Annotated in this window: 25 protein-coding genes; 13 read left to right on the plus strand and 12 right to left on the minus strand. The window is 44.5% G+C overall.

Translation table 11 applies throughout. The annotated features are described in order from the left end of the window. Nucleotides 1–81 precede the first annotated feature (81 nt). Complete coding sequence (locus R7Q46_RS11835; protein WP_005373890.1) at nt 82–927, plus strand: tetratricopeptide repeat protein; 846 nt, start codon at nt 82–84, stop codon at nt 925–927. A gap of 13 nt (nt 928–940) precedes the next feature. Continuing rightward, nucleotides 941–1,336, plus strand: coding sequence for a DUF2391 family protein (locus tag R7Q46_RS11840; protein WP_005373896.1), 396 nt, complete (start codon nt 941–943; stop codon nt 1,334–1,336). 9 nt (nt 1,337–1,345) lie between these two features. On the opposite strand, the gene soxR is transcribed toward R7Q46_RS11840, so the two are convergent. Next, nucleotides 1,346–1,780: a redox-sensitive transcriptional activator SoxR gene (gene soxR, locus R7Q46_RS11845; RefSeq protein WP_138939741.1), complete on the minus strand. Its 435-nt coding sequence runs from the start codon at nt 1,778–1,780 to the stop codon at nt 1,346–1,348. A 201-nt stretch (nt 1,781–1,981) separates the two neighbouring features. On the opposite strand from soxR, the gene R7Q46_RS11850 reads away from it, so the two are divergent. The 5 genes from R7Q46_RS11850 to fusA all read left to right on the plus strand — a co-directional run bounded on the left by R7Q46_RS11850 (nt 1,982) and on the right by fusA (nt 8,693). After that, nucleotides 1,982–3,190 carry an MFS transporter gene (locus R7Q46_RS11850; RefSeq protein WP_158155742.1) on the plus strand — a complete coding sequence of 403 codons (1,209 nt, stop codon included), beginning with the start codon at nt 1,982–1,984 and terminating at the stop codon, nt 3,188–3,190. A 154-nt stretch (nt 3,191–3,344) separates the two neighbouring features. Continuing rightward, nucleotides 3,345–4,226: a LysR family transcriptional regulator gene (locus R7Q46_RS11855; RefSeq protein WP_213871464.1), complete on the plus strand. Its 882-nt coding sequence runs from the start codon at nt 3,345–3,347 to the stop codon at nt 4,224–4,226. Nucleotides 4,227–4,327: 101 nt separating this feature from the next. Next, complete coding sequence (gene dgcN / locus R7Q46_RS11860; protein ID WP_213871511.1) at nt 4,328–5,332, plus strand: N-acetyltransferase DgcN; 1,005 nt, start codon at nt 4,328–4,330, stop codon at nt 5,330–5,332. A gap of 50 nt (nt 5,333–5,382) precedes the next feature. Next, on the plus strand, nt 5,383–6,375 hold the full coding sequence (gene dgcA / locus R7Q46_RS11865; protein ID WP_213871465.1) for an N-acetyl-D-Glu racemase DgcA: 993 nt from the start codon (nt 5,383–5,385) through the stop codon (nt 6,373–6,375). 293 nt (nt 6,376–6,668) lie between these two features. Continuing rightward, the gene (fusA, locus tag R7Q46_RS11870; RefSeq protein WP_047102779.1) at nt 6,669–8,693 is read left to right on the plus strand and encodes an elongation factor G; all 2,025 of its coding nucleotides are present in this window, start codon (nt 6,669–6,671) and stop codon (nt 8,691–8,693) included. A gap of 75 nt (nt 8,694–8,768) precedes the next feature. On the opposite strand, the gene R7Q46_RS11875 is transcribed toward fusA, so the two are convergent. Continuing rightward, nucleotides 8,769–8,963 (minus strand): hypothetical protein, encoded by a 195-nt coding sequence (locus tag R7Q46_RS11875; RefSeq protein ID WP_005373920.1) that lies wholly within the window; start codon nt 8,961–8,963, stop codon nt 8,769–8,771. 187 nt (nt 8,964–9,150) lie between these two features. Between R7Q46_RS11875 and R7Q46_RS11880 the strand changes: the two genes are divergently transcribed. Then, a complete protein-coding gene (locus R7Q46_RS11880) occupies nt 9,151–9,963 on the plus strand; it encodes an aminoglycoside phosphotransferase family protein (protein ID WP_213867563.1) in 813 nt (270 codons plus the stop codon). On the opposite strand, the gene nqrM is transcribed toward R7Q46_RS11880, so the two are convergent. From nqrM to R7Q46_RS11895, 3 genes are read right to left on the minus strand one after another with little or no spacing between them, the layout of a single operon-like run. Beyond that, nucleotides 9,941–10,150 carry a (Na+)-NQR maturation NqrM gene (gene nqrM, locus R7Q46_RS11885; protein ID WP_017635136.1) on the minus strand — a complete coding sequence of 70 codons (210 nt, stop codon included), beginning with the start codon at nt 10,148–10,150 and terminating at the stop codon, nt 9,941–9,943. The genes R7Q46_RS11880 and nqrM overlap by 23 nt on opposite strands. Before the next feature lies 1 nt (nt 10,151). After that, nucleotides 10,152–10,652 carry a NifB/NifX family molybdenum-iron cluster-binding protein gene (locus tag R7Q46_RS11890; RefSeq protein WP_025577643.1) on the minus strand — a complete coding sequence of 167 codons (501 nt, stop codon included), beginning with the start codon at nt 10,650–10,652 and terminating at the stop codon, nt 10,152–10,154. Then, entirely contained in the window at nt 10,649–10,939 is a 291-nt protein-coding gene (locus tag R7Q46_RS11895) for a DUF134 domain-containing protein (RefSeq protein ID WP_005373924.1), read from the minus strand. The genes R7Q46_RS11890 and R7Q46_RS11895 overlap by 4 nt, the downstream gene beginning before the upstream one ends. Nucleotides 10,940–11,439: 500 nt before the next feature. On the opposite strand from R7Q46_RS11895, the gene R7Q46_RS11900 reads away from it, so the two are divergent. From R7Q46_RS11900 to ompV, 4 genes are all read left to right on the plus strand, one after another. Then, entirely contained in the window at nt 11,440–12,339 is a 900-nt protein-coding gene (locus R7Q46_RS11900; RefSeq protein WP_064354518.1) for an ABC transporter permease, read from the plus strand. Then, the gene (locus tag R7Q46_RS11905) at nt 12,332–13,561 is read left to right on the plus strand and encodes a glycine betaine/L-proline ABC transporter ATP-binding protein (RefSeq protein WP_206958711.1); all 1,230 of its coding nucleotides are present in this window, start codon (nt 12,332–12,334) and stop codon (nt 13,559–13,561) included. The genes R7Q46_RS11900 and R7Q46_RS11905 overlap by 8 nt, the downstream gene beginning before the upstream one ends. Nucleotides 13,562–13,828: 267 nt before the next feature. Continuing rightward, nucleotides 13,829–14,362 (plus strand): copper resistance protein NlpE, encoded by a 534-nt coding sequence (locus tag R7Q46_RS11910; protein WP_031781109.1) that lies wholly within the window; start codon nt 13,829–13,831, stop codon nt 14,360–14,362. A gap of 222 nt (nt 14,363–14,584) precedes the next feature. Then, nucleotides 14,585–15,361, plus strand: a complete 777-nt coding sequence (gene ompV, locus R7Q46_RS11915) for an outer membrane protein OmpV (RefSeq protein ID WP_017635134.1) — start codon at nt 14,585–14,587, stop codon at nt 15,359–15,361. A gap of 75 nt (nt 15,362–15,436) precedes the next feature. On the opposite strand, the gene R7Q46_RS11920 is transcribed toward ompV, so the two are convergent. From R7Q46_RS11920 to R7Q46_RS11930, 3 genes are all read right to left on the minus strand, one after another. After that, a complete protein-coding gene (locus R7Q46_RS11920; RefSeq protein ID WP_318077524.1) occupies nt 15,437–17,104 on the minus strand; it encodes an ABC transporter substrate-binding protein in 1,668 nt (555 codons plus the stop codon). A gap of 160 nt (nt 17,105–17,264) precedes the next feature. After that, nucleotides 17,265–17,879, minus strand: coding sequence for an outer membrane beta-barrel protein (locus tag R7Q46_RS11925; protein WP_005373936.1), 615 nt, complete (start codon nt 17,877–17,879; stop codon nt 17,265–17,267). Between the two features lie 180 nt (nt 17,880–18,059). Beyond that, nucleotides 18,060–18,944, minus strand: a complete 885-nt coding sequence (locus tag R7Q46_RS11930) for a LysR family transcriptional regulator (protein ID WP_005387224.1) — start codon at nt 18,942–18,944, stop codon at nt 18,060–18,062. A 93-nt stretch (nt 18,945–19,037) separates the two neighbouring features. Between R7Q46_RS11930 and R7Q46_RS11935 the strand changes: the two genes are divergently transcribed. Beyond that, complete coding sequence (locus R7Q46_RS11935; protein ID WP_005373940.1) at nt 19,038–19,919, plus strand: DMT family transporter; 882 nt, start codon at nt 19,038–19,040, stop codon at nt 19,917–19,919. Nucleotides 19,920–19,982: 63 nt separating this feature from the next. On the opposite strand, the gene R7Q46_RS11940 is transcribed toward R7Q46_RS11935, so the two are convergent. The 4 genes from R7Q46_RS11940 to pncB form a co-directional block, all read right to left on the minus strand. Next, a complete protein-coding gene (locus R7Q46_RS11940) occupies nt 19,983–20,762 on the minus strand; it encodes a methyltransferase domain-containing protein (protein ID WP_104980419.1) in 780 nt (259 codons plus the stop codon). Nucleotides 20,763–20,932: 170 nt separating this feature from the next. Next, entirely contained in the window at nt 20,933–21,451 is a 519-nt protein-coding gene (locus tag R7Q46_RS11945) for a glycine zipper 2TM domain-containing protein (protein WP_005373945.1), read from the minus strand. A gap of 214 nt (nt 21,452–21,665) precedes the next feature. Continuing rightward, complete coding sequence (locus R7Q46_RS11950) at nt 21,666–22,025, minus strand: hypothetical protein (protein ID WP_017819785.1); 360 nt, start codon at nt 22,023–22,025, stop codon at nt 21,666–21,668. Nucleotides 22,026–22,345: 320 nt separating this feature from the next. Beyond that, nucleotides 22,346–23,656, minus strand: a complete 1,311-nt coding sequence (gene pncB / locus R7Q46_RS11955; protein WP_132936988.1) for a nicotinate phosphoribosyltransferase — start codon at nt 23,654–23,656, stop codon at nt 22,346–22,348. Between the last annotated feature and the right edge of the window lie 153 nt (nt 23,657–23,809).

Raw genomic sequence — 23,809 nt, forward strand, 5'->3', positions numbered from 1 at the left:
TTGTAATAACTTTGCTAAACGTTTGTGCTATTTGCTATTGTTGCATGGTCTATCTGTACTCTTCTCGTGAAAGGACGTTATATGCGCTTATTTATTGGTATTTTTTTCTCGCTGATACTTGCCTTGCCAACAATGGCATCGGAGGAAAAGTATTCAGAATCGGATCTGTTAGATAGACCATTAATGGAACGCTATATTTTAGATGAACTAAAAGCGCTGCGTCAGGACTATCAAAGCCTAGAAAAGCGAATGATCACAGAGATCACCGATCGCGAGCTAACGGTCGCAGATAAATCGTTGAACTATGCCAACGTGACCGTTACATACTTCTTCTACATCATTGCTGGTGTCGCATCGCTGATTGCCTTTGTCGGATGGCAATCTCTGCGCGAGTTTAAACACAACACCAAAGAGATGGCTGATAAACGATTGGAGAAGATCGCCCAAGAATATGAGAAAAAGTTTGTCGCCCTTGAGCGAGATTTAAAACGCAAAACTCGCATTATCAGCGAAAACAACAAAGAGATTGAGAAAATCAACGAGATCCATAACTTATGGCTACGTGCACAAAGCTCTCAAACTCCAGAACAACGTATTGAAATCTATGATGAAATCTTATTAATTCGTCCAGGTGATTTAGAAGCGTTGACTTACAAAGCCGACGCAGCGATGGAAATCAACGAATACCATTGGGCACTTAGCATTTGTAACCGCGTACTTGAAGTCGATTACACCAACGGTCCTGCATTGTATCAACGCGCGTGTGCATACTCTCGCCTTGGTATCGAAGAGCAAGCTATTGAAGACTTGGAACGCGCAATTGAATACAGCCCATCCATTCGTGATTTACTTGCCGAAGAACGAGACCTCGAATTGCTGCACGGTAATGAGCGTTTTGAAAAGCTCTTACATCTAGCAAGCGAATAATGGAATAAACAGCATGAGCAGCCACTTTAATCTAGAAGACGCTAGCCAAGTATTGGTTGGCGCTTTTGCCCTAGCAGTCCCGATCTCATTTTCGGAGGAAGCGTGGCGATTGGGTGAGAGCCTACCAATGGCAAACTTGCTCATGCTGTTAAGTCTTTCTGTCATTTTCCTCAGTTTTTTCGCGTATCAAAGCGTGTTTCAAAGCCACATCAAGAATCGCGTATCCATCTTTATTTTTCGTGTGGTTATCGCGTACCTCATTGCGGCCGTTGTGGTAGCGTTAGTTCTTTTCTGTCTTGATAAGCTGCCACTCATGAATGAGCCTTTGGTTGCGATAAAACGCGTTATCGTCATCACAATGCCTGCTTCGATGGGCGCGATCGTAGTCGACAGTTTCGACAAAGAATAGAGATAATCGCTACTCTTCATCTAACGTTAAGTTCGACCCCGAGTGGTCTTTCCCTAATACATCTTCTGGGTTTCGCAGTGCGCAGGTTTCTAACGACAAGCACCCGCAGCCAATGCATCCTCCTAAATCGTTTTGCAACGCTTTAAGTTTTTGAATCTTTTGTTCTAACTGTTCATGCCAATGGCTTGCCATTTCTTCCCATTGCGCTTTGTTAGGGGCTTGGTGTTTCGGCAGTTCATCTAACGCATGTTTAATTTCTTCTAACGACAACCCAACTTGCTGCGCTGCTTTGATCACCGCAACACGGCGCAACACACTACGATGGTAGCGACGCTGATTACCTTGATTTCTCCAACTCGAAATCAGTCCTTTTTGCTCGTAAAAATGTAGGGCAGATACTTTCACTCCAGAACGTTTTGCCACTTCTCCTACGCTGATTTCCATCCTTGACTCCCTGTGTATCAATTTTGTTAAAAAAATGCTTTACCTCAAGTTTACTTGAGGTTTTAAAGTTGCACCATCTTAATTAACGCTAAACCCCGGCGATCTCAAGATAATGTGTTCAGCGCGAACGACTTGGTTGTTAAACACAAGACAGTTGGACATCAACCTTTTGAAAGCCATCGGGAGTTAGAGGCAAACATAATGAAAAATAAAACTCAGCCGTACTTAGCTGGCCGCTTCTTCGACAGCATTTCCTCTGGCTTATTCATGATGGCGCTGCCATGGGTAATGCTTTCCGAACCTAACATGGGCACTTTCGTCGCTTTAGTTTCTCTGAGCTGCACCGCGATTTCTTTTCTAGCAACGCCTTTCTTTTCCACTTTAATTGACCGACATTCACGCAAAGTACTACTCGTGCTCAATCAATGGATTCAATCGGGTATGGCTTTGGTGGTGTTCATTGCTTATTGGTTAGGGTTTGAGTCACACTGGTTGCTGGCTTTTGCGCAATTGGTGTATTGGGTTTCGAGTAATTTTGCATGGACGACCAACAATGCCTTCACCCAAGAAAATTATCAGCACCATGAGTATGCGAAAATTTCGGGTCAGCAAGAAATTGTAATGCAATCCACGACCCTCGGAGCTGGCGCGTTGGGTATTGTTTTGCTTGAAGTGTGGGGCATGAAAGAGTTTGCTTTGTTTGCGGCCAGCGCCTCTGCGTTAGCAGCGATGTTCTATATTCTGACGCCTTATACTCAACAATTAAGGGCATCAAAATCCGTTGCTTTCATCGCGCAACTCAAAGAGAGCAAACAAATATTCCGTCTCGAACCCCGATTTTATGGCTTTATTCTGCTCTCTTGCCTCTCTTATCCTGCATTGACGTATTTGAGCAAACTGGTGCCGATTTGGTTTTCTGAACAAGGCATCTCTGGCGATTGGTTTGCAGGGTTCAACATCAGTTTTGGCCTCGGCTCGTTGCTAACCGGCTTTATTGTCACCAAAGTGCTAAACCGTGCCTCCCATAGCCACATTATGTTCGCTTCGATGGTTATGGTCTCTTTTGCGCTTATCGGGATGAGTTTTACGATGAGCCCGCAGATCATCTTGTTGTTTACGGCGCTGTTTGGCGTATTTAACGCGCTAAATCGCATTGCGAGAGTCAACTGGATGCATCACACCGTAGCGGTTCATCAACGAGGTCGCGTCGATGGCGGCATCAGCATGTTTGCCACCACCATTCAATCTCTCAGTTACGTCCTGATTGCAATATTGAGTCATTACGAACTAACACAATACGGTTTTGCAATCGCAGCTGCTGTCATGGTGTTAGCAGTGATTTTAATGGGATTACTCAGCCGAGACGTCGAGCCGTTTAACGACCTGCCCCTTCATGCAGCAGCAAAGTGAAGCATAGAAATTGAGAAGTTGAGAAATTGAAAAAGCGAGATAGGAAGGCAACCAACATCGTCTTCCTATTTTTTACGCCAGCACTTTTACCTCTATCGCTTATCAGCAAGGTTGGGTATTCTGAGGTGACCAACATGAGCAGAGGGAAATCTCAGTGAACTTAAGGCAATTAGAAGTCTTTTACGCCATTATGCAAGCAGGAACGGTGTCAGGCGCGGCTCGCTTACTGCACGTTTCCCAACCTAATGTCACTCGAGTTCTCGCCCATACAGAACAACAACTGAGCTTCGCTTTATTTGAGCGTGTAAAGGGCCGTCTCGTTCCAACTCAAGAAGCCAAAGCCTTATTGCCAGAGGCTGAAAAAGTCTATCAACAACTCGGACAATTTCGCTCTCTGACCAACAAAGTCAAACAGGGAACTCAACATTTACGAGTTGGTGCTCCGCCTGTTTTGGCCGCACACTTGTTAGCGCCGACTGTCGCGTTGTTGTCGAAAGAGCACAGCATCTCCTTTGAGCTCTTAACGGCCAATCGCGATGAGCTGTGCTCAGGTTTACTGAAACATGAATTGGATGTCGCCATTGCGTTCGGTGAAGAAACGCCACCAGCGATCATGGGACACATGTTATTAAAAGAAAACTTGGCGCTAATTGCCCCTAAAAGCGCAGCGATACCCACAGAAAAAACCGTCACTTTAGAAGAACTCATCAGTCACGATTTACCCATTATCGGTTTAGATAGCCGAGACCCTCTGGGCTTATTGCTGCATCAAACCTTATCGGCGCGTGACGAACATTATCAACATGCCATCACCGTCCGCAGCTACTCCGCGGCGGCTGAACTGGTGAAAAACGAAGCAGGATTCGCGATTGTAGACCCTTGGACTGCAAAACAATATCGCCAAGATAATGCCGTTTCCGTGCATGCTTTGGAGCCAAATATGTCCTTCTCCGTCTCTGTTTTATTCGCAGAGCACACACCTCAATCCATTGCGACAAAGCAATTTATCACCGCCCTAAAACAACAAATGGTTTAAAGGTATAACCTGAAGTTATGCCTGCCTAACAAATAAGCATTCGGTTTCCTAAATCAGTCTGGCTACATTAATGAGCAATAACGATGACGAAGGGAACCATCATGCAAATTGCTCAACCTTACCTACTCTTTCTTGGCGATGTAACCGATCCACTCGCAGCAAAAACCGCGCGTGGCATATACCAATGGCGACCTGAGATTTGTCTTGGCCAAATCCGCCTGACGCCAGAAACCGTATCGCTTGGTTTAACCGACATGACACTACAACAAGCGCAGCAGCAAGGAGCAAAAACGCTGGTGCTCGGCACGGCAAATCCAGGAGGCGTCATTCCCGAAGCTTGGCAAGCAACCTTACTTGAAGCGGCAGAGATGGGATTTGAAATTGCATCGGGCATGCACCAACGTTTGGCGGAATTTGATCCTCTTGCCGATCTAGAACAACGCGGATTAACCAAACTGTATGATGTTCGCCATTATGATGCCCCGCTCAAGGTCGGCAATGGCAAAGCTCGCGCAGGCAAGCGAGTACTTACTGTAGGGACAGATTGCTCCGTTGGCAAAATGTACTCTGCCCTTGCCATTGAGCATGCATTGAAGCGTAAAAACTGTCGTGCAGAGTTCAAAGCAACGGGTCAAACCGGAATTCTCATCGCAGGCAGTGGCATTTCGATTGATGCTGTAGTTGCCGATTTTATCTCCGGCGCAGTAGAAGCGATCAGCCCTGAGTTCACCGATCACGATTGGGACATCATCGAAGGGCAAGGTTCATTGTTTAACCCTTCATTTGCTGGCGTAAGTTTGGGCTTACTTCACGGCGCACAAGCTGACGCTCTGATACTGTGCCATGAGATTGGTCGCCCGCACATCCGCAACTTACCACATGTGAGCTTGCCAACCATTGAACAAACGATAGAAGCGAATCTGGCCGCTGCTCGCCTAACAAATCCAAACGCTCAATTAGTGGGTATTTGCTTGAACACTTCGGCGATCAGCGAAGAAGATGCAGCCCAGTTATGCCAGGATTGGAGCGACAAATACCAGGTGCCCGTCACCGACCCTGTGCGTTTTGGCGTTGATGCGGTTGCAGATAGGCTCCTTACGATTTAAGAAACATTTACGGTTTAGAAAATAACTGTGGTTTAGGGAAAACTAGTGAGATGAAAATTCATGTAGAACCTGTCACGCTTGCCATGGCGACACCATTTCGCATCTCTCGCGGCAGTCGGACAGAGTGCCACGTAGTCCGCGTGACAATTGAACATCGAGGCATGACCGCCCAAGGTGAATGCACGCCATACCCTCGTTATGGTGAATCGGTTGAATCGGTGATTAAGGCGATTTCTCACGCCGCGCATGAACTGCAAAGTTTGTATGCCAAAGGCGAAGCTGATGTCATGGTTCTCAAAAGCCAGCTTCAATCGTTATTACCCGCAGGGGCGGCAAGAAATGCATTGGATTGCGCCTTTTGGCATCTTCACGCGCTTTTGAGCCAAAAGCAGCAGGTTCACGACCTCTTTACGTTACCCGAGGCGATTGTGACGGCGATGACGGTTTCTATCGACAAGCCGCAAGCGATGGCAAAACAGGCACAAGCTTACCTTAGCCAAGGCGCAAAACTGCTTAAGGTAAAACTGGATGGTGAAAACGTGATTGAGCGCGTTGCAGCAGTACGCGATGCCGCGCCGCACGCACAAATTGTCTTAGATGCGAATGAAGCGTGGCAAAACCTCGACCTCGCGACGGTATTTGCTCAACTCGAACCGTTTAATATCACCATGATCGAGCAACCGTTGCCACAAGACTGCGACGACGTACTCGCCAGCATTCCGCACCCCATTCCACTTTGCGCCGATGAAAGTTGTCACACCAGAGAGCAATTGCATCAGTTGGTTGGCAAATATGAAATGGTGAATATTAAGCTAGATAAAACTGGCGGGCTCACTGAAGCACTATTATTAGCCGACGACGCCCAAAAACTCGGTTTTAGCCTCATGTCCGGTTGTATGTTGGGGACGTCGCTGGCGATGCGAGCCGCGTTACCTATTGCAGCTCAGGCAAGCGTTGTCGATCTTGATGGCCCGGTGCTGCTCGGACAAGATGTAACGCCAAGCTTGGTTTATTGCGACGGCGAAATCGTTCTTTCCAAATAGCCTAAACAATCCAGAGGTTTTGCTCCAAAAGTCAGAACCTCTGAGTTTATGATCTCGATTAAAAGACAATCAGCCCCATCATGAAATAAGTCACATAAATTATATGGTTATTGAGGCATGCTAAGATTCCAGTAGTCCAAGAAGGTGGTCTTATGCATCGAGTCATCCGGAAAATGACGTGGAAAACGAATAGGCGGTAATCCCGCCCTACTCCAATGCAGTGCGTGGGTTTCTATAACAACCCACTTCCTAGCAATTCGTAGGTTTTTCACGCCATCTTGCAAGGAGGCTCTATGCCTATCAACAAAATACGCAATATCGCTTTTGTCGGCCAAACCGGGACCGGTAAAACCACGCTGATAGAAAAACTGCTCTTCACCTGCGATGCCACGCACCATTTAGGCAGCGTAGAAAAAGGCGATACCGTTACCGACTTCGACCCTCAATCCATCCAATATCAACACAGTATTGAAGCAACGCCAGTCGCACTGCGCTGGAATAAACACCGGCTCAATATCATCGACACTCCGGGACAAAACGAGTTACTTGGCCGTACTATCAGCGTTTTTCCTGCCGTTGAAACATCTGCCCTTGTCATCGACCCTCAAACCCCACTAAACCAAACTTCCGATCGCTTATTCACCTTTGCTAAAGAGCAGCAAAAATGTCAGATGATCATCATCAATAAGCTCGATAACCACGGTAATCAGTTAGAAAGATTGATGGAGAACATCGTTGAGCATTTTGGTGACCACTGCTTGCCGATCAACTTACCTTCGGCTGACGGGGAATCTGTAGTTGACTGCTATTTCGAACCAGAATTGGGACGAGAAACCTTACTTGCAACGGTAGATGAAGCTCATGAGACCTTAATTGACCAAGTCATCGAAGTCGATGAAGAACTGATGGAACTGTATCTGGAACAAGGCTCCGAACTCACCGCAGAGCAACTGCATGATCCGTTTGAAGAAGCACTGAGAACTGGACATGTGATTCCGGTCTGTTTTGTCTCAGCACAAACCGGCGCGGGCGTCGAGTTGCTGCTGCGCACCTTGGCGGAGATCATGCCCATGCCAAACGAGGGTAACCCTCCTCTACTGGAAAAGAACGGCAAAAAAATCAAAGTAAATTGCGAAACCTTAGAGCACACCGTCGCACACGTGTACAAAGTCAGCGTCGACCCATATATGGGAAAACTTGCCTACTTACGTGTGTATCAGGGTGAAATCAATGCGGGCAGCCTGCTTTATATTGGCGAAAGCAACAAGGCATTTAAAGTTGGGCACTTATATCAACTGCAGGGCAAAGATAGAACCGAGATCCCTCGCGCGCTTGCAGGCGACTTCTGCGTTTTAGCCAAAGTGGATGATCTCGAATTCGATTCAATCGTTCATGACTCTCACGAAGAAGATGGAGTTCAACTCAAAACGTTGGACCTTCCTGACTCCATGTATTCTTTGTGCTTGAAGCCTCTTAAGCGTGGAGATGAGCAAAAATTAGGAGATGTGCTGAATAAAATTGCCAGTGAAGACCCTTCTCTGCGCATCGAACATCGCGCTCGCACCAACGAAACCATCATCAGCGGCCAAGGGGAGTTTCACCTCAAAGTCGCATTAGAAAAGATGGCGAACGTGTACAAACTGGACGTCGAAACCTGCCAACCAAGCGTCGAATACTTTGAAACCATCACCAAACCTGCCGAAGGGCATTATCGACACAAAAAACAAAGTGGCGGTGCAGGCCAGTTTGGTGAAGTGCAATTGAAGGTTCGTCCACTCGAACGTGGTGCCGGATTTAAGTTCATCAACAAAGTAGTGGGTGGCGCCATTCCAACCGCGCTCATTCCTGCTGTTGAAAAAGGTATTTTGCAAGCGTTAGAGGAAGGCGCGATTTCTGGCAACCCAATTAAGGATGTGGAAGTCACCGTTTATGACGGTAAATATCACTCCGTCGATTCGAAAGAAATTGCGTTTGTCATCGCAGGTAAGAAAGCCTTTTTAGATGCGATTAACAACGCAGATCCTATTGTGCTAGAACCCATTGTCCAGATGGAACTGCACATCCCAACCGCGAACGTTGGCGATGTTTCTGGAGATTTATCTGGAAACCGAGGCTTAATCGAAGGCACCGAGCCAATCGACAGCAGCTTCACCTTACTCAGAGCCAAGTCACCTGTAAACGAGCTGCAAGATTACGCTCGTCGATTACGCTCTATCACTGGTGGTGAAGGCAGCTTTAGTATGACCTTAAGCCATTACGAGCCTGCGCCACCAGCAGTGCAAAAACAGGTCTGCCAAGGCAGTACACAACAAGGTTAATTCCCTAAGATTCAAATCAATCACATAAACAAAAAAGCGCCCTCATTTTGAGGGCGCTTTTAGGTAAAAGAAAAATTATTTATCGAGAGACAAACCTATCTGACTGATTTTGCTTTCAAACTCTTCGATGCTGTTCGCTTTGTAAGTCGGAGCACCGTTAAAGTAGCGCGGTTTCTCTGGCAGCATCGCATTTTTCAGCTCTTGTTCTTGATCGATATTGTCATGGTAAACCGTTACACGATTTGGAATATCCTGCTTCATTACAGCCATTTTGGTTCTCCTTTATTAAGACGAATAGTAAGCGTAGAACGAATTTATCGGAGTACAGGCGTAACTGTGTAAAATTTAGACACCAACGACAAAATCATATTTAAACAGTTGCATTTAATATTTTTGAGGCACTTTGTCGTGGCTATTGGCAAACGTGAGTGCAGCGATTAAGGTGAGCTCTCTCTACATGAAGACAGGAAGTCCGGTGTCGCAGCAAGAACTCAACCAAATGGGCAGTGCCAAAGTTTTTCTCATCGAAAAAGATGGCGTCCAAGTAATAGAAAAACGTAACCCTACTCAAATAGAAGTCGCGTTTTATCAACGCTATGCCGAACAGTTTAACGCGCTTGGAATACACGTACCGCGCTTGATTCAATTCGACGACCAGAAAAACGTTCTGCACATTGAATACGTTCCCCACGCAGTCGAGCAAGCATTCTTACTTGAAGATGATCGAGTCATTGAACAACTCGTCAAACTGCACCAACTTCCACCAACATCAGATGGTGTTTATCACCGCCACCAGTGGACACCACAAGCGACTCAACAAGCACTCGCTACACTTGAACTGGGCTCAGAGACAGAGCAGTTCTTCCACAACCTCCAACAACGATCGGCGCATCTTTTCGATGGACAGAACTTGATCTCCGGAGACTCGAATGCTGGAAACTGGGGACAGCGCGAAAATGGCGAGCTGGTGCTGTTCGACTGGGAACGCTTTTCTACAGGGCATGTCGCGATAGATTTAGCGCCGCTCATCGAGGGCATGGGCACATTTGATGATTACTTGAACGTAGCAGGCAAGTATATAGAGTGCGCAGAGAAAGGTGAAACAACAGAATTGGCGCGCGATATCGGACTAGCAAAAGCGTGGATCGTTGTCGAGGTAGTCAACATACTGGTCTCCAGAGAGAATCCGCAGACCAGCAAATATTTGGACTGGTTTCGGCAAACCTTGCCGCAATGGGCCAAAAGCCTTAGCGCTCAGGTGATGAGTTAGGCTCTGAGATTTGATATAAACGCCTTTCAGGTTCTGCGCATGAGGTTTCACAATTGCACACCTTGTCAACGCCGACATTATTCAAACCACCACAACTCCCTTGAATGCGCTTGTTGTGAAAAATGACGCCAAGTGACATCAACAAAATGATTGCGAGAAAACCAAGAAAGGTAAATAACCAAACCATATTAACCTGCCTTATTAGCCATCGACTCTAGCTTAAGTATAGCAGGGCTAGATGTTGCTTTGAGTAGCGCTTTAGGTCTTGCCAACAAGGAGGGTTTTGATTTTGGGCCACCACAGGAGCCGCAGCCACCTTTTTGTTTGTGAACACTTTTCTTATGATTGTTTGATGGGCGTCCTTGAGAGGGCTCAATCAAAGGCTCTCTTGGAACCGCAAGCACATCTTCCAAGGAACTACGAGTAGACAGCCTAAATACTGGCGTACCACTGCTAAGTAGCTTTGCCAATACACGTTCACCGATATTTCGCACAAGAACAGCATCCACATTGTACCCTTGTAGAGACTGAATCAACTGAGACTTCGCATTACAACCAGCTTGTGGCATAGAAGCAATGTTCGCTAGGTTTTTAAGCATTCCGTCAGTATCAGAATAAATAGCGATGTATGGTGCTTTTACAAAGTGGTTTGCCACCCGCTCACCATCATTAGGAATAGCATAAATCATAAGTTTGACTCCTCATTCGGAAAAACTAATGCATGACCTTCAACTAAACTTTTTGCGACTTTCAATCTTGCACTTTTTACTGTGTTACCAAAAGTTTGTCTGGAAACGCCCATCTGCTCCGCAGCTTGCTGCTGGCTAAGCCCCTCTAAGTCGGCTAAACGTAGCGCTTCTAACTCTTCTGGTAATATGGCGACTTGCTCCAACTGATTAAATGGAATGCCATTGGGCTTAAAGCAATGGTGAGCCGCACGTCCGCATATTCGTCTTTCTATCTTTGGTCTTGCCATCATTGTCCCTCAAAAACACAGAGTCAAATTACGCCTTAAACTGGCATATGCCAATAACATTTTTAGCATATGCCAATAAACTAAGTTTGCAAAAATCAACACGACAAATACGTAATACATCAACATTAATTAGACATCTAATAATTTAGGAATTTTGATGACAAACGAACAAAAAGATCAATTCTAATTAACCGGATAATAAAAACGTTAGTTTGCGCAGATTTTTCATACAAATACACGCTAATGTGTTCATTTTATTGAAGAAGAAAAACTATAATCCAAGCAAATCATTAGTTTGAACACTAATGATTGTTTTATTTAAAAGGATGTATACCTAAGGAACGAAAAAGAGAAGTTTGACAACATTGGTCTGAGCTTAAAGGGTAATACGTTCGATACAGAACCTGTCGAACGACCATTACTTGGCCTAGGTGCCCTACTCTTCTTGCCAAATTAAGTTTCTTGAAAGCGCTTAGGTATATCAGAAAAAGGAAGTACATATGTCTGACTCAAATTGGCTCAGCGAATTCCCGGAAATGGATGCCTCTGATCTCAGGGCGATTCGCAAAACACTCGACGGCGCCTACAGAGATTTCTCTCGCGAGTATGGTGAACTCATTGAGTCTCTGTTTGATCCGCTCCTTTCGTTTCTTGTCTGGTTTGAAAAACTTCTGATTTCTACACCTTGGTTCATTATTTTAGGTGTCTGCACCACTCTCGTTTATGCCGCCAGCCGCTCTTGGAAACTGGCCGCTGCATGTTTTGGTTCGCTGATTCTGATTGGCTATTTTGGAATGTGGGAAGACACTATGCGTACGCTCAGTATCATCACTGTATGTACTATGCTTGCCATCGCACTTGGTATCCCTATCGGCATCGCTATGGCGCGCTCTAATCGCATTCAGTCGGTGGTAACACCATTACTCGACGTCATGCAGACCATGCCGGCATTTGTGTATCTCATTCCAGTTGTGATGTTATTGGGCATTGGGAAAATTCCTGGCCTTATCGCAGTAGTGATCTACGCGATTCCACCGGTTATTCGTTTAACCAATTTGGGCATTCGTCTAGTTGATAAAGAAGTATTGGAAGCCGCAACCGCATTTGGTGCCAGCACTCGGCAACGGCTTTTTGGGGTTCAGCTTCCGCTTGCAATGCCAACCATCATGGCGGGAATTAACCAAACGATCATGATGGCACTGTCAATGGTGGTCATCGCATCAATGATTGGGGTAAAAGGTTTAGGTCAGCCTGTTCTAAAGTCTATTACCAATCAATATTTCACTCTTGGTCTTCTCAATGGTTTAGCCATTGTCGCCCTAGCAATCCTTTTTGACCGTGCTTCACAAGCGTATGCGAAACGCACTCAAGCTCATTTAGGAGACTCAAAACATGACTAGTCCACTTATCGAAATCAGCGGTCTGTATAAAATCTTCGGCCCCAAACCCAATAGCGTGATTGAGCGCGTTAAGTTGGGACATAGTAAAGAGCAGGTTTTAGCGGAAACGGGCCACACGGTCGGACTAAAAGACATCAACCTGCAAATTCAAAAGGGTGAAATTTTTGTCATTATGGGATTATCCGGTTCTGGAAAATCCACCATGATTCGCCACTTCAACCGATTAATCGATCCAACCATGGGGCAGATTTTGGTAGAAGGGGTGGATGTCATGCAACTTTCTAACAAAGAGCTTGAACAGTTTCGCCGTCACAAGATGTCTATGGTGTTCCAACGCTTTGGCTTGCTGCCTCATCGCACTGTTATCGACAACATCGCATATGGTTTAGAAGTTCAGGGAATAAATAAAGAGGCGCGCTTAGAAAAAGCAAATGAATGGTTAGAAACCGTTGGACTGACGGGTTATGAGCACCAGTATCCTGCTCAACTATCGGGTGGACAGCAACAGCGTGTGGGCCTTGCACGGGCACTGGCTACCGACGCCGAAATACTGTTGATGGACGAGGCTTTCTCAGCATTGGACCCTCTGATTCGGAGCGAAATGCAAGATCAGTTGGTAGAGCTGCAACAGAAGCTGCACAAAACCATTATTTTCATTACTCATGATTTAGATGAAGCGCTTCGACTTGGCGATCGCATCGCGATACTTAAAGACGGTGAACTTGTCCAACAAGGTTCACCGGACGAAATCTTACTGCATCCTGCCGATGAGTACGTTGAAGCCTTTGTAAAAGACGTCAATAGAGCGCGAGCACTGACGGTCGAAACGCTGATGCAGCCACCTTCGTACTGTGTTCGCGCTGAAACCATTGAAGATGCGCTGAGTGAAATGAAACGTGTTAAACGTGATTATGCCTACCATGAGACCAATGCAGGCTATCAAGGCGTGATAACACAGCAAGGATTGCTAAACGCAGCGAAGTTAACTCACCTATCAGATTGGCGTGATGATATCTATGAAGAGGTGCCTATCATCTCTCCACATTTAGCCATTGAGCAAGTGCTGACTGAAGTCATGTCGTGTGAACATTCACTGCCCGTCATCGATGAGCACGGCCATTTGAAAGGCGAATTAAATCGTCAGGTTATTGCGGAGCTGTTTTCTGATCAACGAAGCACAAAACGAGGCACTTCACGCTCAAGCTTCAATAACGTTTCTTAGATGATGTTGATAATACAGCTCACAACAATGTGGGCTGTTATCAATTAACTCACTCCAACTCCCACTCCCCTTTTTAGATATTTATCTGTGGGCTCAAGCTTGATACCCAAAGCAACATTTACATTGTTCTGATTTTCCTGACAATTTCATGCTCATATCCGGTTTTATTGACATAGTTAGATCATTCTATTGCTTTTTGATGACGCAAATCCTCGATAAATGTCTACTATTACTTTCATACAAAATCTTGATTTAAAGAGGGATAAAATGAAAAAGACAATGTTGGCACTAACAGGCGCGGTAATCATTCTTGCAGGCTGTCAAGATGAGAAACCTGCCGAAACAAGCGCAGTTGAAGTACCTCAGGCAGCGGAAACTGAAGTCACCACCAGTGCAGACGTTACGACTGAGACAATTGACACGTTACCAGTAGAAGAAGAACAGGTAATTACTGAAGAGACATTTGTAGACTCTGAACACAACGCACAAAGTGCTCTGGACTGGAACGGCACCTACAAAGGAACACTACCTTGCGCGGATTGTGCTGGTATCGATATGACCATCACACTAAATCAAGATGGCACTTACGTACTTGAAGAAAGCTACCAAGACAAAGAAGACGGTCAATCAAAATCTGAAGGTCAATTCACTTGGGACGCAAATGGCAGCATCGTAACGTTGACAAATGAAGATGCACCAAACCAATACTTTGTTGGTGAAAACGTACTTATGAAGCTAGACATGAATGGCGAAAAAGTAACGGGTGACCTAGCACCACTATACAACTTAACGAAACAGTAAGAAGTTAGTATCAATACCTGATAAATACCCCAAATCCGAGCCACCCCAGCTCGGATTTTTTCGCTGTTTTAACGAAAGCTATTCCAGCAACCTTTCTATTCTGAAGCAACATTCTGCTTCTTACCCTGATTGTTCATTACATTTCCATACGCTTTGCCGATAGATGCTTACAACGTCATTTTGTACAGTGTTCAAAACAAAACAGAACAACTCGGAAAAATGATGAAAAAAACATTAATTGCACTACTTACTCTGACAGCTGCTGGCTCAGCTTTCGCTGGCGATACTTACATTCGTAACGGTAACATCTACAACAACGAAGGCGGTTGGAACGTAGAAGCTGGTGTGGCTCAAGGCAGCGATCTTTTCAAAGATCAAAAGCATAATACAGCACCAATTCTCAACGGTGGTTACCATGGTGACGACTTTAATGCCGACCTAAGTGGCATTAACTACCGCTTCTTCGGTAACACCAATGAGTTAATCAACATGAGTGCCTACCTTGTAGGTAGTGGTGTAATGCGCGACGGTGATACAGCGAAAAGCCTGAAAGGCACAGATAAACGCCGTTTCGCCGTCGATCTAGGTTTAAACGCAGACTTTACACTGGATCAAAACAACGTCATTTCTACATACCTTCAGCACGATATCAGCGGTGCTTACAAAGGTTACTTAGCGGGCGCGACTTACTTCCACATCATGAAATTCGGTAGTGTTGATTTTGTTCCTTTTGCTAACCTAACTTATCAAAGTGAAGACTACGTAGATTACTACTTTGGTGTGAAACAACGCGAAGCAAACGCAAACCGCAAAGCATACAAAGGTGATTCAACGGTAAGCTATGGTGTGGGCTACAAACTTGTTATGCCAATCAACGACAACTGGCAAGTAAGCCAAATGACACAATACACGCGCCTAGGCAGCGGTATCAGCGACTCTTCTATCGTTGATAGCGCAAACCAATGGGTTGTTGGCGCAAGTGTGTCGTACAACTTCTAATCCGATACGCCCTTATAAAGCCATCATTTCGATGGCTTTATGCGTTGGACATTTGCATAATCTTGAACACCGACTCTAGTGTGAATGAGCAATCCATAACCTATGTAAATCGCTATAGCCTGTATTCTTCACCTGCACACCTCGCACTTGCTGTGTTTTTGTCACTTCTTCGTAGCCAACAAACAAAGGCAAATATAGGTACTGATCGCGCAGCGCTTTCTCTAGGTTTAATAAAGACTGTAGCGAGTGATCATCTGCCATCGCCCTGCGAACCTTTTCTCTATGGCTTAACATCTGGCTTTGATCAAAACTAAAACGCAGTCCAGTTGCTATCGACAGCCATTCGAAGATGCCATATTCAAATGGTGCTTCCATGACTTCCTCAATGAAGAGCAAATCTGCTTGGTGAGACACTACCTCAGGAAAACTAATGTCATCAATAACAATGATCTCTAACTCTAATCCCGTTGCACGAATCACACTGTGCAACCATTCGGAATGACGAATTAAACTCGGAATCGTCCAGACAGGTTCAGCTAATACCACTTTACCTTTCAGTTTAGGTATCACAACACCATCTGTTATTGATAAATCTTGCTCGTGAGTCTCTAACTGAATGCTGTCAACGGCACTTGGCGCATCATAAATTCGCTTTTGCACATGGATGTAATCAGCGAGTTGATACCAAGTCTCTTTTGTGAGTTGGGATTCCACGCGTTCGCGGTAGGTCAAATATGAAAATGCGCTAATTTTTTCCACTTCAACGTGATCGGAGCTTTGGTTAAAGCTCAACATATTTAAGGTTTTAACATCACCATGAGACAGCGTTATTTGATCTAACAATGCGCGTGCTGAAAAATACTCTTTGTGCGCTTCAAGAGTCATACTCTCCTGGTTCCAGCCGCTGATTTTAAATGGTCCAGTCCCTATGTGGTAGGAATAACTAGAACCGAAAGAGACGACATCTCGACACAGAATAGACGCATGAGGAGTTGCTAGCATGTATGGAAACAACTTGTTCGGATGCTTCAATATAATTTTTAAGCAGTTAGATGTTTCTGCAACCACGCTATCAATGCATTGCCAGAGCTCGTGAACTGGTCCTTTTATCTCCCTGAGTCTTTCTATACTCCAAACCACATCCTGTATGTTAAGGGGCTCGCCATCATGGCGATATATGCCTGGCCGCAACCATAACGTCATTACCTTGCCTTCCATTTTCCATTCGTGTGCTAACGATGGCTCGATACCACCATTGGAATTTTGGGTCAGCAATACGTCATAAACGCTTTTCGCGACGTGTAATTCAGTGTGACGGTAAGTATTCGCAGGGTCGATTTTGGATACCCAAGGGTAAGAAGAAATCAAAATAGCGTTATTTGATTCATTCAATCGATTCACTTTTTCAGATGCGATAGTTAGTGCTCTAACCGCGGTTTGACCGAACCAATCAATAAGTTTCGTTATTGAGTTCATTCTTCCTCTGCCAAGCTCCTCAACCAAAAACTCGGTCATCGCTTGTTGGAGGGAAATATTAATACTGAGACGGCTAGCGTTACTTCGGCCAATCGCAGGTTGCCAATCGACCCAATCGTAAGTGGCAAGCTTTTTCATCACAATAGAAACATTGCGCCTCGACGTGCAAACCACCGCTTCTAGCTCAGAAAGCGTAACAAGGTGATACTGGTGAGGTTCAAAGTGCTTTAACAGTAGATCCAGATACCTAAGATTGACATCGTTCACAAAGATTCCTAAGAGTTATTCCAAAGCAAAAAAATAGCACAGGACGCTTAGCAACTAAACTTCCTGTGCTATATCTAAACAAATTCAAATCTTGGACTCAGCTCGACCAACAGAAGTCACAAACGTTTACTAAGCCAAGAGGTAACTTGAATAAGTATTCTTAGAAACGGTAGCTCATACCTACAGAGAATACATTGATGTCTGCATCAACCGTTACTTTTTCATTGCCAAATTTCGCAATGTCTAGCTCAGGCATCATGTATTCCCATTCAACTTGTAGAGCAAAGTTTTCAGTAATAGCGAACTCTGCGCCTAAACCGTACATGCCTGTTACAGTGCTGTCAGAAATGGTGGTATGGCCTGCGCTACCGTCAATCACAGAGTTGCTAATTTTGAATTCAGCATTGAAGTAAGAAAGACCAGCTTTAGCAAAAAGGTTGAAACGATCGCCAATCGGTAGAGTCGCTTTTGGCTGAATCGATAGATACTTCATATCACCAACAGTAACAACTTTGCCGTCTAAAGCATCGTAACCACCAATGGCTGCTTCTAGAGAAATGTATTCGTTGAATTTGTAACCACCGAATACTTTGCCTGAAAGGCTTGAGTCATCTTCAAGTTTAAGTTTAGTGCTAGCGTTAGTACCACCACCATTGATAGAGCCATTAACATCACCAAACGATGCTTGACCTACAGATGCACCAACGTAAGGAGCTGCGTTTGCAACAGAACATGTTGCTAGAAGGGCTGTCATTAGCCATGTTTTTTTAAACATTGTATTTCACTGCCTGTTAATTATTGAGGTTGTGTTTTGCCCATCCTTAAGCATGCCATGCTATCCATTTCACTTGGTTTCAAAACCAAGTGGATGTTAATGAATAAAAACTCAATAAAACATGAAATATTTAGACACAACTTTGCCACTTTCTTTCTTAATTTTGACAATTTAGTCATTTCACAAGCATTGCTGCTTCAACCAGTTAGTGAGTTTGATGATTTCCGCTTGTTTGGCTCGACTCTTTTTATGAATAAAATAAAAGCTGTCGCCGGTTTCCAATCCATGAGAAGGGATGTACACCAAATCATGTGCTTTATCTCTTTCATTGAGCATAAAATCATTCGCAAATGCGATGCCTTGGTCATAACGCGCCGCCTCTATTGCCAACAACATATGACTAAAATGTTGAACATCGACATCTTTCGGCAAGGTGTAACCGCCCGCTCTGCACCACTCTGCCCAATCTTTTCCTCTCTCTCGATAAATTGAGTCTGTCGACAAAATAGGGTATCGCCAAAGCGCTTCTGGAATAGGTTGATCTTGCAACTCTTTCCAAATTTTATGGCTGCAGACCGGATACAACGTCTCCGCGTATAACTTTACCGACATGTAGTTTCGCTTTGGCTTCTCTACCGTGATAAAACAATCGCCAACGCTGTCTGTCTGTTCAGGATCACCAACGACCATATTGAGTGTCAGATCGATTTCTGGATGTAGGCGCTTAAAATCAGACAAACGCGGAATAAGCCACTTTACGGCGAGCGAGCTATAAATCGCCAACCGTATGCTGCCTTTGTCCCCTTCTCGCACCTTTTGGCTGGCCATCGCAATTGAGCTAATTGCTGGGCTAATATCCTCTAAATAGCGGGTGCCCGTATCGGACAAAGAGAGCTTTCTGCCTTGGCGGATAAATAATGATTCACCCAAGTAATCTTCTAATAATCGTATCTGGTGGCTAACGGCACTTTGCGTCACATTGAGTTCTTCAGCAGCAAGCGAAAAGCTAGAGTTTCTGGCAACAGATTCAAAACAGTGAACAGCTCTGAGTGGTGGCAATTTCATTATCTAAAAATCTCATACTTAAACTAATAAATATCACTTCACTTCATCCTATGACATCACCTACTCTTTGGCAAAGACAGAGGAGAGGAAAAAGTGAAAGTTACATCGGTCGGAGCAGCGATGCTGCTATTAATTGTTGGAAATCTCATTGCGGTGCTTTCGGACTCTTTAATTAAAAGTGTCGGAAATGAAGTGCCTATTTTTCAATTTGTCTTTTTCCGACAAATTTCAGCGGTGCTTTTCCTGCTGCCAGTCTACTTGCTAACAAAAAATGCGCCTTTTCTTGAAGGGTTTAAGTGGCATGCTGTTCGCGCTCACGTATGGTTACTTGGTGCAATATTCATGGTTTTGGCGATCTCATCTTTACCGCTCGCAACTGCGAACGCGATCTTTTACGCCGCGCCATTAATCATGTTGCCGCTTGCAGCAATCTTTTTTGGAGAACAGTTGTCTAAGCAATCGGTCGCCGCAGCGATAATGGGCTTTGCCGGTGTATTGGTCATCATTCGTCCAGACCAAATCGATTGGGCAGCCATTTCAGCTTTAGTTGTTGCAATTACTTTAGCAATCAATAACTTGCTCATTCGAAAACTGCCAAAAAATCAGTCTGTGATGCAAACGTTATTGATGACAAACTTGGCAGGTATTCCAGTAGCCTTCTTGCTTGTTCTGATCGAAGCAGAACCTTGGGACTGGAGTGCTTTCCCTGTTGCTGCTGGCTCAAGTTTGTTCATCATGATTTATGCAGCAACATGTGTCATCGCTTACCGCTCGATCGATAGCAACAAAATTGCCAGCGCTGAATACAGTGGCTTAATTGGTGCCGTGTTTGTGGGATTGATTTGGTTTGGAGAAGTGCCAGACATATTTATGGCAATAGGAACCATTATGATTGTTGTGCCTCTGGTTTGGCTTTCTAAACGAGAGCGTCGCAAGAAAAAGTTGCAAGAGCAACAAGAAGCGCACGTTACTTAAAGTTGTGCTCTAACCCAAAGACTAAAAAACCGAGCCGTAAGCGCTCGGTTTTTTTATGTGGCTCTAATCGGTTTTTACGTAAGCGACTACGTGAGATAAAAACTGCCTTGCAAAGCGATCATTAAACCGGATGCGATATTCATGCTCGGCTTCCGATACTAGACGCCAGCCTTCAGCAAAGTATTCTTTGATATCATCAACCGCCTCTTCTTTATTTTTGATGTGTTTCGCGTTCCACTGATAAGTGCAAGAGACAACGATCAGCCCACCCACATTGGTGGTTTTTTTTAGAGCATTGATCACGCTAAGTGGCGACTCACATTGATCAATCACATTTAAACATACGACTAAATCAAAGCGAGATTGGAGAGTATCGAGCTCAAAAGGCTGGTTAATTAGCGTCAAATCAACATGAGCACATTTCTGTACGATATCTCTATTCTCTACCTCTAAAGTGTTTAAGGTGTTCACATCGTGAAGGTAAGTAAGCCCGACGCGTTGTTCTTCTATTAATCGTTGCTTCAAGCCATCCATTAACCTATTTGAAGGCTCCACAAGCGTCGCTTCTTTAAGGTTAGGTAAGCGTTGCACTAGCTCATAATAATTTCTTCCCAGCGCCGCCCCAACCTCAAGTAGGGAGTACGGCTGAACGCTGCTTTCGATTACCGCTTGCGCAATAAAATCAGCAACTTGGGAGCAGTGAGGTGATGACAAAAAAGAAAGTGGGACTTGTTTTGAGCGACTGGTTATCATCTCAATCTGTTGCTCCTCAATGAACTTGTCGAACCATTGCGCCTCGAAATAACCAGCCAAACCGTGCTCGGTCAGGTAAAAATCTTCCATGTTTTTTCCGTTCGTACTTTAAGAAAAGTGATTGTATCGAACGCGGAAATTAACGGGTATTTCTGGCCGCACATTCCAATGGGAAAACAGATGAAAACGCCGCTTATGTGAAAAAGCCCTTTCATCTCAAAGATAAAAGGGCTTGTTAATCGCTTCGGTTAAGTCGCTAACTATTGTGGTAGAACAACGTTACCATCTTGAATTGGGAACGTTTTTGTCGCTGGTTTGCTCGCCAAACGAACCGTCGTTGGTGCACCTGAAACTTCGTAAGTGACGTCGTAACCCACTACTTTATCAGATGTCGTATATTCTGTATGACACTGTTTTTTCGTCGTTGTTACTACATCACCTTTTTGCACATTTTCCTGGATCTTACGACCTGTCAGTGCACCAGCAATCGTACCAGCTGCAGTTGCAATCACTTTACCTGAGCCACCACCGATTTGGTTGCCCAGCGCTGCTCCAGCTGCTGCGCCACCAACCGTACCAATAATTTTATTGTCATCCGCAGGGGCAACTTGCTCGGTTACTACCACGTCTTTACATACTTGGTGCGGCTTTTTCACCGTTTCAGTCACCGCTTCAACCAAAGTAATGTTTGCTTGAGTTGGAGCTGGTGGCGTTTTGTCTTTACAGCCTGCTAGTACAGCAACAACTGCCGTTGCAATTGCGATAGATTTCATATTCATGATTTACATCCCAGTATGGTTTGCTTTGATGAGCGTTATGGTAAATCGCAAAAGGGAAATCACATCAGACGAAAACAAACCCTCTGTTATTAACAAGTAAAGAAACACTGTTTTATAAGAGGTACGTCAAGAAACACTCAGCAGAATGTCAACAGAGATAAAACTGTATCACTACTGATTATGATTGGGCTGGACTAGTCTATGAGATTTATTTTTAAGCCAAGCTCAAAAATAGTTCGTCATCCGTTAAATACTTATGACGGTGGCTTAGATTACGCACGTGCATAAACATAAAATCAGGGAAACCAGGCGCTATAATGTTATTTGGTTCCCAGCATACACCGCCAACAAACACATATCGCCCCTGCTTGTCATCTTCGTGAAGGGGGTTATTAAGAGGAGAAGAAAACTCTGCTCGGCAACCTTCAACCACACAAACAATTTGTCCTTTAAAAAGGCCAATCACGCGCTTTACAAGATTTGCCTTGATACCACACCTCCATGCTTGGCGAGTGGCCATCTCATAGCCATATTTTCGGATCGCTTTCTTTTGCAAATGTACTACTAGGTTCATTTTGACTCCTGATTCAAGCAACTACGTGAAGCCCAAAGTCATAAAAGCAGATAGACGTCTATACCCGAGTGAGCTCATGGTACGTGGGAATAAACTACGTGATTAGACTGAGTTTAGTGTCGGATGAGATACACCGTCCACGATGCTGTAACGTATCGATTTACACCTATCAAAGGCAGATAACACATCAACTTTTGAGTGCTTTCCTGCGCTGTATCTGGTTACTTCTGTATATTACTATAACGAAATCACCCTCCACGTTTACCTATATAAATTTGTCGTAACGATAGAGGGTGCTTATCATGGAGAGAAGATAACGCCTACGCGTCGATGAGATAATTTTGACCTTCAGTTTCTAAACGATCAATCATTTTACGACACTCATTTAAATCAAGAGGTTGTTCAAAGCGGCGCTTGAGATTCATCAAAAAGAAGATATCTTCACACATGGCTTTCTCAGGTTCGTCACTGATTTTGGCGACCGGTGAACCATTGCACGTGACCATTTTTATCACGATAGAAAGTGGCTGGTAGGCTTCACCATCTTTATTGACATAATCACCCATATCATTGGCAAGAAAAGTACCGATACCAAAACTCACCTGAATACGTCCTTGGAAATACTCGCAAATATCTAACGCTTGTTCGAAGTTAAGTCCGTCGGTAAACACCAGTGTTTTTGTTAATGGGTCTATATTCAGCGACTGGTAGTGTGCAATGATTTTTTCACCCCAGCTATAAGGGCAACCACTATCGTGACGTACACCGAAGTACGCGTTACTTAGTTCTTCATCAAAGTCTTTAAGGAAAGCATCGATACCAATCGTATCGGTTAACGCAATACCTAGTGCACCATCAAACATTTTTTGCCAACGTTGCAACGCCACTTTTTGCGAATCTCGCACATTCACCAGAGCTTGGTGTCCCATAAACCATTCATGAGCAACGGTGCCGATAGGCGTCAAATTCAGCTCTTTTGCTAAGTGATAGTTGCTTGTTCCTGTCAAACATTCCGGCACTTCCTGGCACAAATATTCCAGCATAGTGCGCTGAGCTTGAAAGGAAAAACGTCGACGCGTCGACATGTCAGAAAATTTAAAGTTAGTAATGTTACGACGTTTTAGTTCCGACTTTAGGTGTCGAACTTTCTCTTCTAAAACAGTGGTAAATTGCGCAACAGGGATATCTGACCAACGCTGACGGCTACGAACTTCAGACACGATGCTCATGATGATCGTTTCGTACAAGATGGTGTCTCGCCACAAACCGTTAATGGTAATTCTTAACTGGCTTGAGCCATCAGCCATGGCTTTGTTATGGAAAGAGACATCGCTTTGTGGGTTGAAACGGAAATGGCGCAGTGCATCAACAAAGTCAGGATTCAGGTAAGGCGCGACACGCTTAATATATTCAATTTCTTCTTGCGTAAATTGAATATCTTGCAGTTTAAGGACTTCGGCTTTTACCTCAGGCAAAAGCTCAGAGAGGTCTTCCTCACTGCGCACGATAAACTTATATGACACCATCGCATCAGGGTAAAGCGCTGTTACAGCGCTCATCATATTGACTTTGTAGACATCGAAATCCAAAGCACTTTGAATGATGCGGGAAGAAAATAGTTTGGTGGTCATTAGGTGCCCTTCTACATGCCCTTCCTGGGTATATAACTTTTTGTTACTAACTAATTTGCGTAAACAATAAACACCCATCTATAGTTTGTCAACTTTTGTTACTAACCACTCATTTTTATAAGGTTTTTTTGTCTAGAATTCGAGCAAGCATTG

The sequence above is a fragment of the Vibrio sp. 811 genome, from assembly GCF_033339195.1.

Coding starts and splice junctions, on each gene's coding strand:
- R7Q46_RS11835 (WP_005373890.1), top strand. CDS start 82: ATGCGCTTATTTATTGGTATTTTTTTCTCGCTGATACTTGCCTTGCCA.
- R7Q46_RS11840 (WP_005373896.1), top strand. CDS start 941: ATGAGCAGCCACTTTAATCTAGAAGACGCTAGCCAAGTATTGGTTGGC.
- soxR (WP_138939741.1), bottom strand. CDS start 1,780: ATGGAAATCAGCGTAGGAGAAGTGGCAAAACGTTCTGGAGTGAAAGTA.
- R7Q46_RS11850 (WP_158155742.1), top strand. CDS start 1,982: ATGAAAAATAAAACTCAGCCGTACTTAGCTGGCCGCTTCTTCGACAGC.
- dgcN (WP_213871511.1), top strand. CDS start 4,328: ATGCAAATTGCTCAACCTTACCTACTCTTTCTTGGCGATGTAACCGAT.
- dgcA (WP_213871465.1), top strand. CDS start 5,383: ATGAAAATTCATGTAGAACCTGTCACGCTTGCCATGGCGACACCATTT.
- fusA (WP_047102779.1), top strand. CDS start 6,669: ATGCCTATCAACAAAATACGCAATATCGCTTTTGTCGGCCAAACCGGG.
- R7Q46_RS11875 (WP_005373920.1), bottom strand. CDS start 8,963: ATGGCTGTAATGAAGCAGGATATTCCAAATCGTGTAACGGTTTACCAT.
- R7Q46_RS11880 (WP_213867563.1), top strand. CDS start 9,151: ATGAAGACAGGAAGTCCGGTGTCGCAGCAAGAACTCAACCAAATGGGC.
- nqrM (WP_017635136.1), bottom strand. CDS start 10,150: ATGGTTTGGTTATTTACCTTTCTTGGTTTTCTCGCAATCATTTTGTTG.
- R7Q46_RS11890 (WP_025577643.1), bottom strand. CDS start 10,652: ATGATTTATGCTATTCCTAATGATGGTGAGCGGGTGGCAAACCACTTT.
- R7Q46_RS11895 (WP_005373924.1), bottom strand. CDS start 10,939: ATGGCAAGACCAAAGATAGAAAGACGAATATGCGGACGTGCGGCTCAC.
- R7Q46_RS11900 (WP_064354518.1), top strand. CDS start 11,440: ATGTCTGACTCAAATTGGCTCAGCGAATTCCCGGAAATGGATGCCTCT.
- R7Q46_RS11905 (WP_206958711.1), top strand. CDS start 12,332: ATGACTAGTCCACTTATCGAAATCAGCGGTCTGTATAAAATCTTCGGC.
- R7Q46_RS11910 (WP_031781109.1), top strand. CDS start 13,829: ATGAAAAAGACAATGTTGGCACTAACAGGCGCGGTAATCATTCTTGCA.
- ompV (WP_017635134.1), top strand. CDS start 14,585: ATGAAAAAAACATTAATTGCACTACTTACTCTGACAGCTGCTGGCTCA.
- R7Q46_RS11925 (WP_005373936.1), bottom strand. CDS start 17,879: ATGTTTAAAAAAACATGGCTAATGACAGCCCTTCTAGCAACATGTTCT.
- R7Q46_RS11930 (WP_005387224.1), bottom strand. CDS start 18,944: ATGAAATTGCCACCACTCAGAGCTGTTCACTGTTTTGAATCTGTTGCC.
- R7Q46_RS11940 (WP_104980419.1), bottom strand. CDS start 20,762: ATGGAAGATTTTTACCTGACCGAGCACGGTTTGGCTGGTTATTTCGAG.
- R7Q46_RS11945 (WP_005373945.1), bottom strand. CDS start 21,451: ATGAATATGAAATCTATCGCAATTGCAACGGCAGTTGTTGCTGTACTA.
- R7Q46_RS11950 (WP_017819785.1), bottom strand. CDS start 22,025: ATGAACCTAGTAGTACATTTGCAAAAGAAAGCGATCCGAAAATATGGC.
- pncB (WP_132936988.1), bottom strand. CDS start 23,656: ATGACCACCAAACTATTTTCTTCCCGCATCATTCAAAGTGCTTTGGAT.